Source organism: Vibrio sp. Y10_XG_PY6 (assembly GCF_024181795.1).
Lineage (GTDB): Bacteria > Pseudomonadota > Gammaproteobacteria > Enterobacterales > Vibrionaceae > Vibrio > Vibrio diabolicus.
Genome location: NZ_JAMZAQ010000001.1, coordinates 919,608 through 937,845 on the forward strand (window position 1 = coordinate 919,608; position 18,238 = coordinate 937,845).

The 18,238-nt window shown below is 39.8% G+C and carries 12 protein-coding genes and 1 pseudogene; 8 read left to right on the forward strand and 5 right to left on the reverse strand.

Annotated features, from left to right (window positions below; all coding sequences use genetic code 11):
- Positions 1–20 precede the first annotated feature (20 nt).
- A complete protein-coding gene (locus NL644_RS04085; protein ID WP_048625071.1) occupies positions 21–716 on the forward strand; it encodes an aspartate/glutamate racemase family protein in 696 nt (231 codons plus the stop codon).
- A 76-nt stretch (positions 717–792) separates the two neighbouring features.
- Here the strand turns inward: NL644_RS04085 and NL644_RS04090 are convergent.
- Positions 793–2,382 (reverse strand): annotated as a pseudogene (locus NL644_RS04090) (FAD-dependent oxidoreductase); the annotation flags it as partial.
- Between the two features lie 48 nt (positions 2,383–2,430).
- Here NL644_RS04090 and NL644_RS04095 point away from each other — a divergent pair.
- The 7 genes from NL644_RS04095 to NL644_RS04125 all read left to right on the forward strand — a co-directional run bounded on the left by NL644_RS04095 (position 2,431) and on the right by NL644_RS04125 (position 11,186).
- Positions 2,431–4,083: a recombinase family protein gene (locus tag NL644_RS04095; RefSeq protein ID WP_253658029.1), complete on the forward strand. Its 1,653-nt coding sequence runs from the start codon at positions 2,431–2,433 to the stop codon at positions 4,081–4,083.
- Between the two features lie 251 nt (positions 4,084–4,334).
- The gene (locus tag NL644_RS04100; RefSeq protein ID WP_253658030.1) at positions 4,335–6,680 is read left to right on the forward strand and encodes a hypothetical protein; all 2,346 of its coding nucleotides are present in this window, start codon (positions 4,335–4,337) and stop codon (positions 6,678–6,680) included.
- An 890-nt stretch (positions 6,681–7,570) separates the two neighbouring features.
- Complete coding sequence (locus NL644_RS04105) at positions 7,571–8,218, forward strand: hypothetical protein (protein WP_253658031.1); 648 nt, start codon at positions 7,571–7,573, stop codon at positions 8,216–8,218.
- 14 nt (positions 8,219–8,232) lie between these two features.
- Complete coding sequence (locus tag NL644_RS04110) at positions 8,233–8,970, forward strand: hypothetical protein (protein WP_253658032.1); 738 nt, start codon at positions 8,233–8,235, stop codon at positions 8,968–8,970.
- Between the two features lie 465 nt (positions 8,971–9,435).
- The gene (locus NL644_RS04115; protein WP_253658033.1) at positions 9,436–10,140 is read left to right on the forward strand and encodes a hypothetical protein; all 705 of its coding nucleotides are present in this window, start codon (positions 9,436–9,438) and stop codon (positions 10,138–10,140) included.
- A 7-nt stretch (positions 10,141–10,147) separates the two neighbouring features.
- On the forward strand, positions 10,148–10,567 hold the full coding sequence (locus NL644_RS04120) for an AAA family ATPase (RefSeq protein ID WP_253658301.1): 420 nt from the start codon (positions 10,148–10,150) through the stop codon (positions 10,565–10,567).
- Between the two features lie 238 nt (positions 10,568–10,805).
- Entirely contained in the window at positions 10,806–11,186 is a 381-nt protein-coding gene (locus tag NL644_RS04125) for a hypothetical protein (protein WP_253658034.1), read from the forward strand.
- Positions 11,187–11,265: 79 nt separating this feature from the next.
- Here NL644_RS04125 and brxL read toward each other — a convergent pair whose 3' ends face one another.
- From brxL to NL644_RS04145, 4 genes are all read right to left on the reverse strand, one after another.
- On the reverse strand, positions 11,266–13,305 hold the full coding sequence (gene brxL / locus NL644_RS04130) for a protease Lon-related BREX system protein BrxL (RefSeq protein ID WP_253658302.1): 2,040 nt from the start codon (positions 13,303–13,305) through the stop codon (positions 11,266–11,268).
- Between the two features lie 144 nt (positions 13,306–13,449).
- Positions 13,450–16,167: a BREX-1 system phosphatase PglZ type A gene (pglZ, locus tag NL644_RS04135; protein WP_253658035.1), complete on the reverse strand. Its 2,718-nt coding sequence runs from the start codon at positions 16,165–16,167 to the stop codon at positions 13,450–13,452.
- 166 nt (positions 16,168–16,333) lie between these two features.
- On the reverse strand, positions 16,334–17,212 hold the full coding sequence (locus NL644_RS04140) for a hypothetical protein (protein ID WP_253658036.1): 879 nt from the start codon (positions 17,210–17,212) through the stop codon (positions 16,334–16,336).
- Positions 17,212–17,952 (reverse strand): DUF3944 domain-containing protein, encoded by a 741-nt coding sequence (locus tag NL644_RS04145; protein WP_253658037.1) that lies wholly within the window; start codon positions 17,950–17,952, stop codon positions 17,212–17,214. The genes NL644_RS04140 and NL644_RS04145 overlap by 1 nt, the downstream gene beginning before the upstream one ends.
- Positions 17,953–18,238 lie beyond the last annotated feature (286 nt).

The window sequence follows — 18,238 nt, forward strand, 5'->3', positions numbered from 1 at the left end:
TATAACGATTGGAGAGTTATATGAAAACTATCGGTCTTCTAGGCGGCATGAGTTGGGAGTCGACGCTTAGTTATTACAAATTGATCAACGAAGGGGTCAAAGAGGCGTTAGGTGGCCTAAATTCCGCAAAAGTTTGTATGTATAGCGTGAATTTTTCAGAGATAGAGAAACTTCAACACCAAGGTAAATGGGAAGAAACGGCAAGTATTCTATCTGATGCTGCATCTTCAATAGAAAAAGGGGGCGCTGATTTTATTCTTATTTGTACGAACACAATGCACAAAGTTGCTCCTCAAATTGAAGCCAGCATTAATATCCCCATACTACATATCGCAGACGCGACTGCTGAGTTACTTCGTGAGAAAGAGGTTCAAAAGGTCGGACTCCTAGGTACTCAATTCACAATGGAGCAAGACTTTTACAAAGGACGGCTTTCCGACCTCTATGGGCTGGATGTCATAACTCCTGCTCAAGATGATCGCTCTATAGTGCATAACATTATTTATAAAGAGTTATGCCAAGGTGAAATCAAAGAGGAATCGAGAACGATATACCTGAAAATCATTGAAAAACTAAAAGAGCAGGGAGCTGAAGCTGTGATTCTCGGGTGCACTGAAATTGCCTTACTTGTAAACCAAAGTCACACCGATGTTACGCTACTTGATACCACTTCTATCCATGCTCAAGCGGCAGTCCGTTTGGCGATAGAAGGTTAATGAGTTAGATTTGAGTCCATGTAAATAAACAAAAGAGAAAACCAATCCCTCGGTTTTCTCTGTTTTTATTATCCCGTTATAAGCGCGAGAATTTGAGTGTTCTGTATCCACCAATCAAGTTACGAGCTTTGTAACCATTGTTGACCAGTTGACGGTATGCCACGTTACCGCGCAAGCCTACTTGACAGTAAATCACAATCTCTTTGTCTTTTGGTAGTTCACCCATACGATGGCGTAGCTGATCAACCGGAATGTTGATTGCCCCTTCAAGATAACCAACAGACTCCAATTCACCCGGGTTACGGACGTCGAGGAGAATTTTATCTTCAGTCAGGTTGTCGATTTCATCGTAATGAATCGCCGCTGCGTCACCTTTGATGATGTTATTTGCCACAAACGCCGCTTGGTTGATCACATCTTTTGCACTGCCGTAAGGTGGCGCGTAAGTCAGTTCAAGATGCTGCAGTTGTTCAACCGTCATGCCAGCACGTTGTGCAACAGCCATAACGTCAATACGTTTGTCGATACCGTCTTTACCAACTGCTTGAGCACCTAAAATCTTGCCTGATTTTGGATCGAACAACATTTTGAACGACACCACTTCTGCACCAGGGTAGTAGCTCGCGTGGCTTGCGGTATGCACGTACACTTTTTCGTATTCAACGCCAGCGCGTTTCAATTGTTTCTCATTTTTACCTGTTGAAGCCACAGCAAGGTCGAAGATCTTACAAATCGCAGTACCTTGTGTACCTTGGTAAGTTTCTTTGCGACCTAGCATGTTATCGGCAGCCATACGACCTTGACGGTTTGCCGGGCCTGCAAGTGGCACTAGAGTTTGCTCGCCAGTCACGAAGTCTTTCTCTTCTATCGCGTCGCCGACAGCGTAGATCGAAGGATCGCTGGTTTGCATGTATTCGTTTGTGTAAATACCGCCTAGCGCGCCAATTTGAAGGCCAGCTTCTTGCGCCAGTTTTGTCTCAGGACGTACACCGATTGCCATGATCAGAATATCGGTAGTGAGTTTTTCACCGTTGTTCAGTGTTAACTCCAATTCACCTTCTAGGTGTTGGTGTTTCTCACTCTCACCAGAGTCGAAACTTGCAACGTGTTCGTTAGGTACGAATTTCACAGATTCAAGCGCGACGCCAAGTTTGAGGTCGACACCTTTGTCACGAATTTCTGCATGAGCAAAACCTGCCATTTCACGGTCTACTGGCGTCATGACTTGGTCTGCCATTTCGATCAGAGAGGTTTTAATGCCAAGTTGGTGGAAGGCTTCCATCATTTCTAAACCGATGAAACCGCCGCCAACAACTGTCGCATGCTCTGGCTTGTTCATTTGGATCGTTTCGATGATGCGATCCATATCTGGAATGTTACGTAGCGAGTGGGTGAGCGGGTTATCGAGACCTGGGATTGGCGGAACAATAGGGCCTGCACCTGGGCTAAGCAGTAGGAAGTCGTATGATTCTACGTATTCAGACTCATCCAACAGGTTTTTGATCGTAACGGTTTTGTCCTGTCGGTTAATAGAAACTACTTCATTCATCACGCGAACATCAACGTTAAAACGTGCTAAAAAGCTTTCTGGCGTTTGTAGTAGTAACTTACTGCGTTCTTGGATATCGCCGCCGATGTGATAAGGCAAGCCACAGTTGGCAAAAGTAAATTGTATGATAAGCTGCATAATCAAAAAGCATATTGAGAATCAAACATGAGCAAATACCACCTTTATCATCGTGTTAGTAAAGCCGTTCAAAGTGAACAAGGGCATGGTATTGATCGTCAGCAGCAAGGCAGTGAAATCTGGATTGAAAACCACAATAAGAAAAGAGTTGATGAGGGGTTACCAAGCTACAGCCGTGGACAAATTTATGAAGATAGAGGGCGCAGTGGGTATACATCAGCCAACTTAAAAAAAGGTGAGCTTGGTCAGCTAATGAATGACATTGAACGTGGCTTTATAGCAAAAGGTGACATTATTGTTATTGAGCTAATAGATAGATTTAGCCGAGCGAAGCCTGATTTTGTACGTAAACAGTTCGAAAAAATCCTTACAGCAGGTGTGAAAATAGCAATTACAAAATGGGATATTGTTTTTGAAGAGGATATGCAAGGGATTGAAGGAGTAAGTGCAAGAGTTTTGCTTGAGATTAGCATCTACCTTGCAAACCAAGAGTCGTCTCAGAAAAGTGCAAGGATTCGAGCAAGCAATAAAACCATGAAAGATAAGGGAATGAAGCACATAGCTAAAACTCCTATCTGGCTGGCTCGTTCACCTGACCGAAAGGGTCATGAAGTTATTCCTCAAAATGCAGAGATTATTCAGAAGATCTTTGAGCTGAAATTGGAGCGTGGATGGGGCGCTTTACGAATTATGAATGAGTTGAGAGAGTTAGAGGCGAAAGGCAACCTAAAAGGTTTTGTTTCAGTGGATGAAAAACCAAATTTAATTTTAGCCAGATATACATACAATGATGAGGGGGAGTTAGTTCAAGGGGCGTTGAATTCTCCTCTTGCTGAATCCACGGTTAATGCAATTTTGCGAAATAAGAATGTGATCGGCTCATTGAATGATCAACCAATTTACTACCCGCCAATTGTAGACGAAGCTGTATATTATGCAGTGCAAAAAACGTTTGATACCAGCACTGGTGGCGGAGGTAGCGGTCAATTCAATAATGTGTTTCGTAATATTGGAGTATGTGGTTGGCCTGACGAACGGGGTAACAAGTGTGGATACTCGTTGGCGTATGAACGAAGAACAGGAACTAAACCGCCCAAAGGAATGTATCTCAAGTGCAATAACAAGAGAAAACGTCATCGTTGCAAAGCGAAAAACGTCAACTATTTTCAAGCTCAAAACACAGTATATGCTGTATTAAAAGAGATCAAATATGAAGTGGGCAGCTCGATTGATATTTCAGCATTAGAAGCGAAAAGAGATGAAAAAATCAAACAATTAGATACTGTTAGGGAATATATGATCAAGTTCCCTTCAGATCCGAGCTGGGAAAAGGATTACGAAGAGTTGCTTGCCAAGGAAGCTTTTATCACCGAAGAAATAGAAAATGCAAAAGCAAGAGTAACAGGGACATTAAAAGACCTAAACTTAGACCTCAGTAGATCCGAAGACAGATTCAGATTTAATCAAATAATGAAAGATTATAAAATTAGAGTTGTCTTTTGCGAAATGCAGATGGTGGTTAAGATCGGGGTTTGGCACGATTTTGAAATCAGAATCCCGCATGACTATACGGAAAGAGATGTTAGCAAGTTTGTTGTAAATGTAAAAGATAACATGAAAGGCGTTGTATTGAGAAAGGGAAAAATTCCATCGCTGTTGCTATCTTCGGGAAAGCTGTAGCGTTTGAACGGTCAGGTCGTAAATTTATCTAATCTTTTATAATTAAAAGGAAATACTGAAAACAATAGAGTGTTTCAGTTACGTCTGTTTTAATATGAGTTGTTACTGTATTGAGATTTCGTGAAAGTAGCGGAAATCCTGTCTCATTTTAGTTTTATTAAACAAATTGAGTCAGTGTTCAGGGTTTTCTAGAACAGAATGAGAACTTTATTTAAAACCCGTTTAGTCAGAGTATCGTGTAAAGGTTCGTAATGTATCAAGTAATTAAAAACCCAGAAAAAAATCTAGTGGATATTCTGGTTAGTGAAAGCAATTCCAGTGCTGAAAGAGTGATTAAGTACTGTAAAAATCGCTTGATAGAAACAACAGAAAAGAACCTCGAAAAAGTAATAGATATGCACTTAGCAAAATCGAAAACCATAGGTTGCATTTATATTCCGTTTGCTAGTAAAAATGCAGAAAACCTAGCTTTGATATGTGTTAAACGTCATATATTAATTGCCGATGCGAAAACTGAAGAAAGAGTGACTTTTCAATCGAAAGATTTTCCCCAAGTAGCTTACCCTCTCGCCGTTTATCAAAAATTTCCTCATTCAAAAACCCTAAAGAAATATCTCTTTGAGGCTACGCGCAGCAAACTCAATTTATCTCAGAGAGAGCAAGCTATCTCATTTCTAGCAGATAGACTTGAGGAAACACCTCAAGAAATCCAATCATTTATTCATACATCACCATGTCCAATAAGAAAAGTCGTCAAGGAAACAGTCTCAATTAATACTGATATTGCTATTGATTCCGTAGTTTATCTACATATGGGCCCCTTCTGGCATGACAATCGAAGCGTATATGTTGTTCGTGCGGGTACTGGGGTCGGTAAAACTCACCAGGCATTAAGGATGTGTAAACGAGAAAAAACAAAAGGGAGAAAGACTGCAATCATTAGTAACTTGGTTAGTGTCGTAAAGCAACATAAACCTGAAAAGATCAAGGCAGCATTTTACGACGAGGCTATGCATGAAATAGAAAATGCTGATCATTTCAGTCTAACCATTAATGCGTTAGTGAACGACTTTCACTATTACAAGGTCGCTCAATCTGACACAATAGTGATTGATGAGAGTGAGAAAGTCCTTCAAGCGTTGTTTGATCCGAACGTCACTTACATACCGCTATCAGACAAAAAAATTATTCGCAAACGTCTCGCTGATCTACTTCAAAATAAATCGAAGAAATTAATATTTATGGATGCAGATGCCAGTGATGCTGTTACCAGTGCTTATGTTCGTGAGTATCGAAATGAGAATGAAGAAGAAGTTATAACGGTAAACTTTCCTACCACTGCTTATAACAAGATCGAGGCGTATATTGATGAACTGACGTTAGTCCAAGCAGATCTAGTTGCAAATAAATTGCTTAGTTCGAATAGGCAGTTTATTGCGTGCGATAGCCGAAAACTGATTGAACACCTGCTGAGAGAAAGCGGCTACATCGATAACAAAGGCTATGCTTGCCCAAAATCTGCACTAAAAGCAGGAATTTTGGTCGTCCATAGCAAGGTAAAAGAGTTTGAAGAGCAAGCTGCTTTTTTAGAAAAGCCTAATCAAGAAATAAGCAAATATCGAACGGTTATTGTTAGCCCAAGTTTGCGTGAAGGCTTTGATATAAGAACTCGTTACTGTGATGAAGTGATCGTACTAAGTCGTAATGTTTTACAGCCGTTACAGCTTGTTCAGTTGGCTAGGCGATTAAGAAAAGCCACTAAGATCCGATTTGCAGTGTCGCATAGTCTCGACTTCAAATATGACACATCAAAGTTGCGCTTTGAGCCTCAGGGTGATGAAGCGCTAGCTGAAAGGTTGGAGAGAGAGTTTGATAAGCGTGAAACACTACTAAAATTAAATCAACCACTAGCTTTGCAGGAGACACTAAAAGAGCTTGGTTTTGACTTAACTGTGCAACCGATCTCGTTACTTGACGTAAGTCATGTGAGCCAAAGTTCTATTAGCACGGCTAAAGAGCGATTAGAAGAAATTCCCAAATCGAGAATTTTGTCACAAGCGGAGTATTATCAGCTAAGTAGAAGCTCTGCACTAACAATTGCCGATGAAATGGCAATTGAGCGGTGGAGAATCGCAGATATGCTTAATATTTCTGTTGAAGATGTGACAAAAGATGTGGTTGGCTTCCATGATCAATTTGAATTTAAAGCGTCACAAGCATTTCTTCGTGCTGCACAGGGAAAATCAGCAAAAGATAGCCTTGAATCAAAGTTAGCTATTGTCGTATCTGCCGTAGGAGTAGAGGGGCTAAGAGTAGACGGTACATTTGAAATAGCAGACTCACTAAAAGTATATAACAGCATCATTACACATAAGGAGCTACTTAAAGGAACCTTCGACAAGAAGTACTCTGTAAAGTTCGATAGTATGGAAGTTACTGAATCAAAAAATTCTGCAACTACTCGCTTAAATGATCTGCTTAAACGCTTGGGTATCGAAAAAGGTAAACCTATCGGTAATAAGAAAAACCGACGCAGACCATACCAATTTAACTCATTGGCTAAAGCAGCGTTAACTAAGTCGGAAAGTGACCGATAGAAAATAAAATGGGTCACTAAGTTCAATTTTATTATAAATAAATACTAACTTTGTGATCTGGTTGGGTGTCGAAACTTTATAAGCAGACCATAGAGAAAGCACACTGCTAAGCAGTGTGCATTTTCTAATTTTCAGCTTAATCTATAGGATGCATTACGAATCTTAACTATGCTAATCAGGTATATATTTTCTAGCTAAGTTGAAGCTTTGCAAAAACCAAAAGGATTAAACCTTGTATACTCCGACTGACTAATACTGGCTATCTCGACTTAAAATTTTTTGCAGAACTTGATCTGTATAGCGGCTTCTATATACCTATGAGCTATACCGTTATTTATGTCAGAAATAATCAACATTGGTTGCTACTTCAGCTCGAAGGGGAAGAGCTTCAGGACTTAATTTTAAATGAAATACTCGACCGTAAGGATTATAAGAGCTGAGAGTCGTATGGTTATAGTTTTCTAAAGAAAAACGACTTAGCATTTGTCTCACCATTTTAACTACTTACATATACTCTGGTGACTAAATCAAGGGGGTTATCGTTGTCGGTGGTCTTATATGGGAAAGTAAAATGGCTGTTGTGTATGATCACAGGTAATTATAATCGGTCAATAACTTTAACGATATTGACCAACCAGCTCGGCTACCAAATACATAATCAACCAAAGTGATTTACTTTACTTATATTTGAAAAATCATTGACTTTTTATATATAAGTAATTAATGTAATTCATAAGTTAGCTGGCAATTGGTCTCCTATCGCTAACTAGACACTAAATGTATCGTTCTGATATCGGTGTCCTCAATAGATAATAACAGTATTAAGAAAAATAAAATTGCTTAAAGCAAAGTTTAAACTTACTTAATTCTAACTCTCTATGGAGGACATTATGTACAATTGTGATACTACTGACTTCGATCAATCTAATCATCCTTTAACTTCATCAAAACTTCATTTACACATATCTAATATTATTAATAATATCGGTGTTGTTAACAATATTAATCGTAAAGAATATATATGTGACATTCCATTAATTAAATCAGTGCAACTGGCACTATTAAATAGAAAGCCAGACATGTATTTAGATTGGGATATTAGTTACAGCCTCTCAAAATACAACTCAAACATAACTGAATATACTGAGTTAGAAAGCTATATTAGGCAAGTCTATCTTGGTACGGATTTTATGTACTTTCTCGAAAGTGATCTTAGCGGGGAACTTTCTGCTCTAAATGAGATTAAGCATATTTTGTTATTTCACGGTAACAATCTAATAGTCGATAATGACTGTTTTTCTGCGTTTAAGTTCAGGTTAATCACCAAGAGTGGTTCTCATTTGTCTTGCTTATTCATAAATAGAACATCTGATTTACAAAGTCATCATGTTAAAGGTGTAGATTATATTTTCTGCCAAGTTGATGATTTTCTTATACCTTTGTCAGAAGAAATAACTAAGTGGGAATATAAGCCACATCTAAAAGTTGTCACAATTGCCACATTAGTTTTGTGGCACGAGAAGAAGCTGTTTTACTAGGGAAGGGAGACTATATGATTAGATATTCTGAAACGTACTGCTTTGGTGCGCTTAGATTTGTTTATCAACTCACACCGATAGAGAGGATGTTACTGAGACAGAACCCGAGAGGTTCTCAGTTTAATAAAGAATTGATTGAATGTTGTTTAATGATAGTTGATGGAAGAACTAAGGTGTCGGATATGAGAATAAATGATGAGTATTTGCAGAAACTTTTTGAGCGATTTAGTAAGAAGCCTGTAAGTACTGAAATTGGTAACTATATAATTGACCAGGATAATGGGCGGTGCATCACGATTGATTACGATGTATATCAATTACATTTTCAAGATATAAAAACTGATTTTAATTACCAGAACCGAAACATGAGTCACGGTACTACATTATTAAACGTCAATATACCTTCGTACGGTGTCATGTCAAAGTTGAAAGTGAATGATAAGTTAGAGATGATCCCACACAACGCTGCGTCATTAGCAGTCACGTTTTCGAAATCAAAACCCTCTTGGATTTTGAAAAGTTTCGATGCAATCAGATTTTCAAATTCAGAAAAAAGTAGCGCTCTTATAGCTAAATTCCTGACTGCTGATGGTTGTGAGACTAGATTTATTTTTAGCATTTATGCATCTCACGTTAAGAGTAATCGAGAAAACTTGGATGTAATATGCTTAATCGATGACCGTGAATACGAGGTTTGTATTCACAAACAAAAGCAAATGAACGCAATCTCAATAATTGATTTGTTAGTTTAAAGGGAGCTTATTGCTTAATGTAGACAGGGCAGTATGATTCATCATACTGCTTTTTCTAGAGATGCGTTGTTCCCGAGAATCGTGGTGTTGTTCATGACTTCCTCGACTGATCTTGAGCGAAGCTTTTCCACTAATACGCTCAATGCTCATGCTTTTATTATACATAAATGCAGTGAAAATGAGATTTTGGAATTTTATTTGTTTTATAAAATGGTTTTTTCTGTTGACTTTGTATTGGATGTAGTGGTAGCTTTTATAGCGTTCCACTGAGGAAGCTCTATGGACTCAATAATAATATAACAACTTAGATAATAAAATAATACGTTTGATGTGTATTTCTATAAAAGTACTTGAAACAGCATCTAAAGATACGTGCCAAAATGACTAAAAATTAGTCAGAAAGTTTGGTGTTTGAACTAAGTTATCAAACTCAATAATGAGTTTATATTATTAATGGAGTCCATCATGGATATTTTTAACACAGAAAAACAGTTCACTTCTTTCTTCCTAGATCTTGATGGGGAGAAATTGAATTCTCTTTTAGAGTCCTCCAACGCCCATCTCATAGTTACGTCTTGCGACGGTACTCCACTCCTAGATGATGTATCAGGTCAATATCAGATAAGACTCTTTGTCGATTTAGAACTAGTTGCTATTTGTAATGCTGATGAGTGCTACGGTATTAGCGACTTAGAGCTACATCCGTCTTTTGCTAATCATAGGCAACTTATAACCCAACTTTTTTCTGGGTATTTGCTTGCTCCAGAGTTTTTGTTCGAAATCAGTGAATTTAATGCTATCTCATTGATAGTACGACAAGCATTGCGAGATGGTCAATACGCAGTTCACACTCTTAATGGTGATGAAGTTCTTCTTCTACACGATTATGGAGACATCGCTGCGTTGAGTTTTTCCGCCGAAGACCAAAAGGTATCATTTACATCTGAATTAGTCATTGGCAACGCAATTTATAGTGACAAACTAACCTCTGAAATAATCGATTCGTTTGGTGCCAAGGTTCAAGTACTGACCAAGCAAGTTAAAGCAGACCTTGTAGAAAAGGTTAAGACTCTGAATGAAGATCTTCGCTTCAATCGTGTTCCTCGTGCCATGTTGATGACTAAAGAACCGTTATTTGTATCGTCAATTCTCAAAGAAGGTCAGGTATAAGATGGTGATCAACGAGCAAAAACTTACTCTAGTGAGAGGTATCCCAGGCTCTGGGAAGTCAACGCACGCTAAGACTTTAGATGCAAAGTTGGTTGAGGCTGATCAGTTTTTCATCGATAAAGATGGTCGATATCAACACGATAGTACTTACATTAAGGATGCTCATAACTGGTGCAAGCTTGAAACTAAGCGTCTCTTGAAAGCTGGTTTCAATGTTGTTGTTGCAAACACGTTTGTGAAAAACTGGGAAATGAAATTTTATCAAAACCTAGCGAATGACATGGGACTAGCTTTTGAGGTCATTGAAATGAAGGGGAGTTATCAGAATATACATGGTGTTCCTGATTCAGTGGTTGCTCGTATGGCTTCTCAGTTTGAAACGCTTGACTCAAGCTTTGGAACTACAAAAAGAGGTTACGCAGCATGAGTAAGATTGAAGTAAGATTTAGTAACATTGAAAAAATGAATACGAAAGCTACGAAGCATTGGTATGGGCGAGTGTTGAGAGTGATGCTATCAAGTGGGAAGGTGAGCTTTCGGTTCAGTTAGTGGATGGTGAGTTTGATTGTTACTGTCAAATTCATTCTTGCGATATCAGTCATGATGACTGCCTTTGGAGTAATTACAAAGATACAGATGAATTAGGTATCTTTGAGGAAGACCTAATGAGCAGATTCTTTGAAGAGGTGGTCGCTGAAGCCGAGCAAGGCTTTTCTGAAGAATGTACCCTTGATGTACTGTTAGAGGAACGTTGTGGGTTGAAACTAAATGAATCTTCTACAAGTGCTGTTGGCTGTGGAGTCGTGGGCGGTTTCCATTTAGAAAAATACACCGAAGTCAATGGAGATAAGGTTGTGCTCGTAGCAATCGACTTTGAAGCAAACGGCGATCTCATGATCAATCGTACCAAAGTGTTTGATAGCGAGAAAGAATACGACGAATATGTAGAGGAGTGTAGTGAAATTAACGGACGTCAGCTATTTTGGAATGATGGGAATTTTGCACTACAGATGTATAAGAAAATGGTTGATTGTGAGTACGATTGATTCATTTCGCTAAGCTAATTAGATGAGATACAGAAGCGATCAAAATGATCGCTTCTTTTTGTTCTTTTTGTAGGTTAGCTTAACTAACCCCAAGCGCTTTGTACACTGCGTCGATGGGGTCACTGTAAAAGCTTACTTGGAATTTAGTAAACGTTTCAGCTGGAACTGTCGGTATATCGCTAGCAGATGACATTGGGATTAGGATCTTAGTCGCTCCAGCCTCAAGAGCGACTTGCATAGAACCAGCTAAATCCTGCACAGGATTTAGTACTCCACCTAGTGTCATAGTGCCGAGGACGACCATTGATTCCTGCATCGGCTTACCCAATAGGATAGAGCAGTTTGCTATCAGTGATGCAAGGCTAGAGCTGTGTGAATTACCAGACATTTGCAAGTCAACAAAGTGTAAGTGGAACTCATGATCAGAATACTGACTATTAGCCGCGATTCGTGACAAATTACCTTTGAAATACTCAAATCCCACTTTCACTTGCTCTTTTGCTTCGGTATCTGATCCTAAACCTGAAGTGGTTAGCTTACCATGGCCCGCCGTTTTTTGAGTTTCAATTCGGAATACGCCGAGCTTGCCAGCAGTACCAGGGCTAACGAAGTGAACAACGCCAGCATTAGGCATGCCTGGTGGGATAATCTGCGAACCACCTTGCTCTGGAACGTTTACAAAGAACTCTTCAAGCGACTCATTATCGATGTAAGAGAAGTTGACATCGAAGAACTCCATCCCACCAATTTTTTTGAGCTGTTCTTTCACTCGACGTCGCACTTCAAGGGCATACGTCAAACATGTACGTACGTCTTCTTTAGAGTACTCGCCATGAGGTACTAGAAGTTTTAATAGACCTGATGTTGTTCTACGAACGGCTATTACGTCACGTTGATTTAGGTTATTACCCAACTTAAAGAACTTATCGATAGCATCCGCAAAGCCATGTTTTCGCATCTCTCGCATGTACTCTGCGAGATAATCTGTGATTAAACCATAACGGTTGGTAAAGAACTCTGGTCTCATCTTAGGGATTTCCCAACCAGGAATATAGGCATGGAAGCGGTCAAAGAATGCTGAGTCAATCATCTCGGTAGGGAAAGGGGCCAGTAAGTGACTGGTTTTAACTAAAGTCTCAACGCTTTGGTCGATGTTGCCCACAAAAACCATAGAAGCTTTTGCCTCAATAGAGTCACGACCACGACTAAATGATCCTGAAGCCATATAGTCTTTCATGATCTGCACGCCATCTTTGTCTTTAAAACGAATCCCAGCGACTTCGTCAAAAGCGACGATATCCCACATGCCAACAAGACCGACTTGGCGGCTCGACATATTGTAGAAAAGGTTTGCCACCGTAGTTTGACCACCAGAAACGAGTAGGGAGTTTGGAGAACATTCTTTATATACGTGCGACTTACCCGTACCGCGAGGGCCAAGCTCACACACGTTGTAGTTGTTTTCGACAAAAGGAATCATTCGAGCAAGAATATGCCATTTTGCGCGTTGCTCTAAGTTAGTAGGCTCCATACCGATAGAACGAAGGAGCAAATCGAGCCATTGATCCATGGTAAAGTTACGTCGAGCATTAAACACTTCATCCATATTCATAGAAGGCATTTGAATTGCTTTTAGTCCCAGAACAGAAAATGGCGAGGTTTTCTGACCTTCTTCAAAGAAGTAGCTCAACGTTACGATACACCAGATCCCTCCAGTTAAGAGCTTTTCATTCTCTTTGACCATACTTGCAGGGATAACGGCATCTTTAATACCAAGGTTAGATAGGCTAGCCTCATATACGTCTTTCTTTTGGTTGAGCTTAACCGATATCTTATCAATGACTTTATGTGTACCGCGTTCACGTATGAGAGATTTAACTTTTTCAGCTTCATCAGGTCGAACGTAGTTATCCGTTAAGATTTTCTTAACGCGTCCCATTCCTGCTTCGATAAGATCGTCATCGGTTGCCGAACAGTACATACCAAGCAGATATTCAAGGACGTAAACGGGGACGTTTGCCCCTTCTTTAAGCTGTTTCGTTAAGTCTTTGCGAACAACGCGCCCTTTGAACTCAGTGGTCATGAGATCGTCTAAGTCGACATCTCGAACATCTTTGATTTCTTGTGCAATGACCTCTTCCTGAGAAAGGGGGCTTTCATCAGGTTGTGGAGACGTGTCATTTTCTTCATTGTCAAAATGATGGTAGTGATGAACTTCCGTTGCTTTACTATCGTTGTTATCGTCAATCATGAATAGGTTCCGTTAAAAAAGATCATCAAAATCGTCTTGGATTGCTAAGTCGATTGTTACCGAATGAGTTGCGTAGCGATCACCCTGCTCACTATCCCACATGATTAGTTTATATGGGGTAGTTCTATCGAAGTTGCTGCCGTTTAGCGTCAGTATCGCATTGCGTTTGCGTTCATCAGAATTTAAGGCTGAAGAGTCAAACAGTATCTGTGCTTTGTTTGAAACAACTGTGCCTTCAGGGTCTTCTATCCAAATATTTAGGTTACGTTCTTTAAATTGTTCGCCAACGGCATTTGTTTGTAAAAACTCAATTTTCTCACTAAGTGTAACAATACGAAGCCCATTACTAAGTGGCACTACACCTACTTTTTGTTTTGCGGTTGTCTTTTGCTTGGTCGTTTTCAAGTGCTCAATACGAAGAACTGGAACACAAATCTCTTGTGGCATTATTCCACCGTGAATGAACTTAGCACCACCCACAAAGTTAAAGCGGTTTGAGCCACGAGGAACAATAAACTCGGCTTGGTCACCATTGGCAGACAACTTAGCCGTTACGGCCATGTCACCTTTCCAGTAAAAACTGTCTTCTGGAAGCTTCTGTCCGATGAGGTAGCGCTTTTTAGCTTCAACTGTGCCATGTGGCTTTACTGATAGTGCCGTCTTATCAGATTCAACAACATCACTAGATTTAAACAAAAATCCGTGGTCGGCAGTCACAAGGATACGATTACCGTTTAGTTTATTAATAACTCTTTCTACTAGTAATCTCACTTGCTCAATTCCATCTGCACAAGCATCAAATGTCTGGTTTTCTGTTGCGGCTTTATCGCCGATTGCATCAATCTGGTCGTGGTAAATATAAACAACACGAGCGTCTGAAACAGCTTTACGTCCTTCCTCATTTGTCCAATTGAGCACATCGGATGCTTTCACTGCCATCCCGTGATACTTCTCAAGGATAGCGTTGCGATTATCCAGACCATGTACACTCATCCCATCAGCTTTGTATTTAATATCCTTACCAATATGGGCAGTGAGTTCTTGGTGGGGAAGAAGCGATGCCATTCCAAGCTGGGTATAGCTAGGAACCACACCAAGCTGAGATTTAATGACAGACTTAAACCGTTTTTCTTTGTTTATTTTTTCATGTATTTCATGGGCAACTTCATAACGAAGAGCGTCACTGACAATGACAAATACACGTTTGATCTGGCTTGATTGGAATATACGTTCCACTTCATTCTTGTAGAAATCGTATTGGTTAAAGACGCCACTAATCTTCCATGTATCTAGTAGGTTTTCTTGATCGACATGTTTGCCCCAGGCGATCGCCAAATCGTGTAAGTACCAGTTGACATATAAGTCTTCGATATCTTCAACAAGTTTTAGCTTCTTCAAAATATCTGAGCCTTGATGGGCAACATGGCTCGCATTTTCAAAGAAGCTTCGGTAAGTGGTATCGAAAAGGAAAAGCTCTTGCTCATAAGCCCTGTAAAGTTCTTTTGCTGAGCTGAAATCAAATCCATCAATATACTTAGCTCGTAAGGTATAGAACTGCTTAGCCGATTTGATAGCTAAATATACATTCTTATATTTAGTATCCACAAATTCAGGCTTAACGTGGCACCAATGCGTAGTAAGCCTATGTGATACAAGGCTGTTTATCTCTTCGCTACTTAACGATGAGATGTTGTTGACGAGTAAGATAGATAATTGTTTATCTGCAAACTCAAAGGTCTCAACAAGTTTTAGCTTTTTCGGGGTATCAATAAGTCTTAACTTGTCGGAAATCTCATAATCCCGCTCTATCTGACGAGCAAGGCGATTGTAGTTATCTTGATGAATGCGGCTTTCTCTTAGTTGAATAACGAAGCTAACAACTTGAGCACGTCTGCCTGAATTCATACCAACACGTTCTGCCGTGTACCCAGCTTCAAGCTGTTCTTGTGTTGGCATTGGTAATAGGTGTGTTGTAAAACGAGTAACTACTTCGTCGGCATTTGAGCAACCACCATTGATTAGTGACTGATAGCATTCTGTAAAAAGAAGCTTTACAGCTAATTCTTGAATCGATGGCGTTTTAGCATTTTCATCTTTTATTTCAACGATATAACCTAATTCTTCATAAGCAAACCTCCAAAATGGTTCGCTTAAATTGAATTTATCAAGTTCGGTTAACAGTTCTTTGGATTCAAAATCGTCAGCTAGTTCAGCGAGTAAAGCTTGTAAAATAGTAACAAACGTTGGCGTTTCGATTTTTAAAGTCGCGGCAATAAGTGCTAACTCTAGCTCCCTTTCGTTAGCTGAAGGTGGAAGGATCTTCTTCAATCGAGTAACACGCTGTTTATTGCCGAAAAAGGTTTTGTACTTGGCAATGACAGGTCGAAACTCCATGTTCATGCCAATATCATTCAGGATCATAGAGCTACTATCGGCATAAAACTCTTGTGCATAAAGTCGAACGTCATATAACCAGTCGCGTGTTGGTTCGTTAGGTGCTTTATTGCTATAAAGCAGAAAAGCCGTCTCTGGTTCTAGCAGTTCAATACGGTGTTTAACTTCGAGGTGTGACAACGTATCTAGATAGATTATTTTCGTACTTTCGTAAGATGAGTCTAGAGAAAGCGATCCGATAAGGTCGTTGAACTCATTGTCCGTGTCCTGCCAAAAGACAAGTCTGCTTTTTTCAAATTTGGCTATTAGCCCGCTAGTGATCTGGTCAATATTCATTGTTGTTTTGCATCGCCTAAATGTTGGCTGTGAAAAAGTGCTAACTGTTTGGGAGTTTAACACTTTATGAAGCAAAAATCGCTGAGAGCTGAAGGGGTAAAGTGAGAGATTGGTGCTTGTGTAACTGTTGTTTACGTTGAGGCTAAACAAGCACCAAATTGCTCGATTAACTCGCCAACTCCAAACATGGACTGACAAGTTGCTGGAGTAGAGCATTGTTGTTGCTAGAGTCAAATAGAGCTTTCAAGTCATTCTTTTTATCGTGGAAGGTTAATGCTATAGGGTTTACATCTCCACGGATCGTTGCTTTTGCTTTTGAGTTACACCAGTTTCTGTATTGCTGTAGCGTGTGGTTGTAGCGCTTTGTATTTTCTCGCATAAGATGTTCGGATAATTTAAATTTACCATAACGGTCACAAAGCTGACTTTCTAGATAGATTGCCTTTGGCATTATATCCAGAACCATGGTGATGAAATCTAGCATTTGATCGAGGTGACGATCGGTAAGCTGATCTGCAAACGAGATAAGGTTATCAATCAATGATAGAACCTCGTTTCTCTCAATAGAAAGTTGAGAGATAAGGTTTACGGCGATATCTTGGGTTTCAGAAACCAAAGATTTATCCAACAAAAGAACCCTTGTAGACTCTATCGCTCCAAAATACTTAGATAATTTTTCCATGTAAAACAATATATTTTGAGCGCTAATATCTGAAGAAATTAGATCCATTGTCTCTTGAAGCTTGTCTATTTTTCTTGCCAAATACATTGTTTGAACAACGATAGCACCAACAATAATAGTTGTAGACAGTCCAATAGCCGCCATTTGAGTAGCATGGCTTGCTTGTATTAGCTTACTGATCTCATTTAATTTTTCAGGATCGAATGCAACTTCTTTTAGCGGCATATGCTGCACGATCCCAGATTTTTCAGCCAGTTCTGTCCAGTAGGCGACCCCATCTCTTAGAGTTATTTTTCCGTTTTGTAGGCCTTCAAGGACTTCGGGGTAAACTTTTTCCCAGTCAAAAGTAAATATAGTTTCCATTAGAAAATAGGCTCCTCTCCATTGAGCATTTGCTGGCGCATTGCTGCAACTTGTACGACAGCGGGCAGGGTTACTCTAAAAGCTGGTCCACTAATAGCTGGTACAGTTAAAAGCACAGTAATTGCTATACCTATAGGCCCAGCTAAAACACCGATAGCACGCGCTAAACCAGCGTTGGCTGCTATGGTTAAGCCTCTTCCAAGCAGCGCTTTAGCTACTGCATTAGCAACAATCATAGCAACCTGATAGGACATAAATCCTCCCATTCGAATGGCTGCGATGATTGCAGTCAAGGCGGCACTGCTTGTTAATGACGCATCGATTTTTAACTCTTTTCGTAACTCCTCTCGCTCAGCTTCAGACATTTTTTCCCAGGAATCCGCAAATAGCTTTGCTAGAAGAGCCTGCTCAATATCAACAGCCTCAGCTTTGTAGTCTGTTTTGATGCTAAGTTTCTTGCAAACATCAATAAGAATTTCCTTATATTCAACCCCTGAACGTCTGAATAAATTAACCAACGTATCACCGCCAAAATGCTGTAGCTCACCAGCAATTTGCTGCCACACTTGTCGGTAATCGCCTTTCGCAGCTTGGAACTGCTTGTCTCCTGTTAACGTTTCGGTGTAGCGAGTTTTTCCATCTTTGTCAGTGGTAAGATAGTTAACTAAAACACCTAACATATCGTTATCTGCATAACGTAGAAGCTCTAAATCTTTATCTTGTTTGTATGTATTGCTCATTTTCTTTCTTCTAGATATTGCAAGTGAGTGCCGAGTGTATACCGTTCTTGGCTACAACTTATTGTTGCTTGGGGGATATTTTTAAGTCGTCATAAATTTAAAAGCAACCTTAGCTGCTCTTTTAAAGGTTTTAACAACAGCCAATTTTCCATCTAGAGCCACAGTTTGAGCAAGGTTGGTAGAACAAATGTTCGTCCCACTGTTCGTCAGTCATGGTCTGCTTTAGGTACGGATTTCTGTCGTTAAACTCTTTGAGAAGCTCTCCAGGGACAAGGTTCCATGCATT

Bases quoted from the DNA above. Each gene is read 5' to 3' on its own strand.
- NL644_RS04110 (WP_253658032.1), top strand. From the start codon at position 8,233: ATGATTAGATATTCTGAAACGTACTGCTTTGGTGCGCTTAGATTTGTT.
- pglZ (WP_253658035.1), bottom strand. From the start codon at position 16,167: ATGAATATTGACCAGATCACTAGCGGGCTAATAGCCAAATTTGAAAAA.
- NL644_RS04105 (WP_253658031.1), top strand. From the start codon at position 7,571: ATGTACAATTGTGATACTACTGACTTCGATCAATCTAATCATCCTTTA.
- NL644_RS04145 (WP_253658037.1), bottom strand. From the start codon at position 17,952: ATGAGCAATACATACAAACAAGATAAAGATTTAGAGCTTCTACGTTAT.
- NL644_RS04125 (WP_253658034.1), top strand. From the start codon at position 10,806: ATGAGCAGATTCTTTGAAGAGGTGGTCGCTGAAGCCGAGCAAGGCTTT.
- NL644_RS04085 (WP_048625071.1), top strand. From the start codon at position 21: ATGAAAACTATCGGTCTTCTAGGCGGCATGAGTTGGGAGTCGACGCTT.
- NL644_RS04100 (WP_253658030.1), top strand. From the start codon at position 4,335: ATGTATCAAGTAATTAAAAACCCAGAAAAAAATCTAGTGGATATTCTG.
- NL644_RS04140 (WP_253658036.1), bottom strand. From the start codon at position 17,212: ATGGAAACTATATTTACTTTTGACTGGGAAAAAGTTTACCCCGAAGTC.
- NL644_RS04115 (WP_253658033.1), top strand. From the start codon at position 9,436: ATGGATATTTTTAACACAGAAAAACAGTTCACTTCTTTCTTCCTAGAT.
- NL644_RS04095 (WP_253658029.1), top strand. From the start codon at position 2,431: ATGAGCAAATACCACCTTTATCATCGTGTTAGTAAAGCCGTTCAAAGT.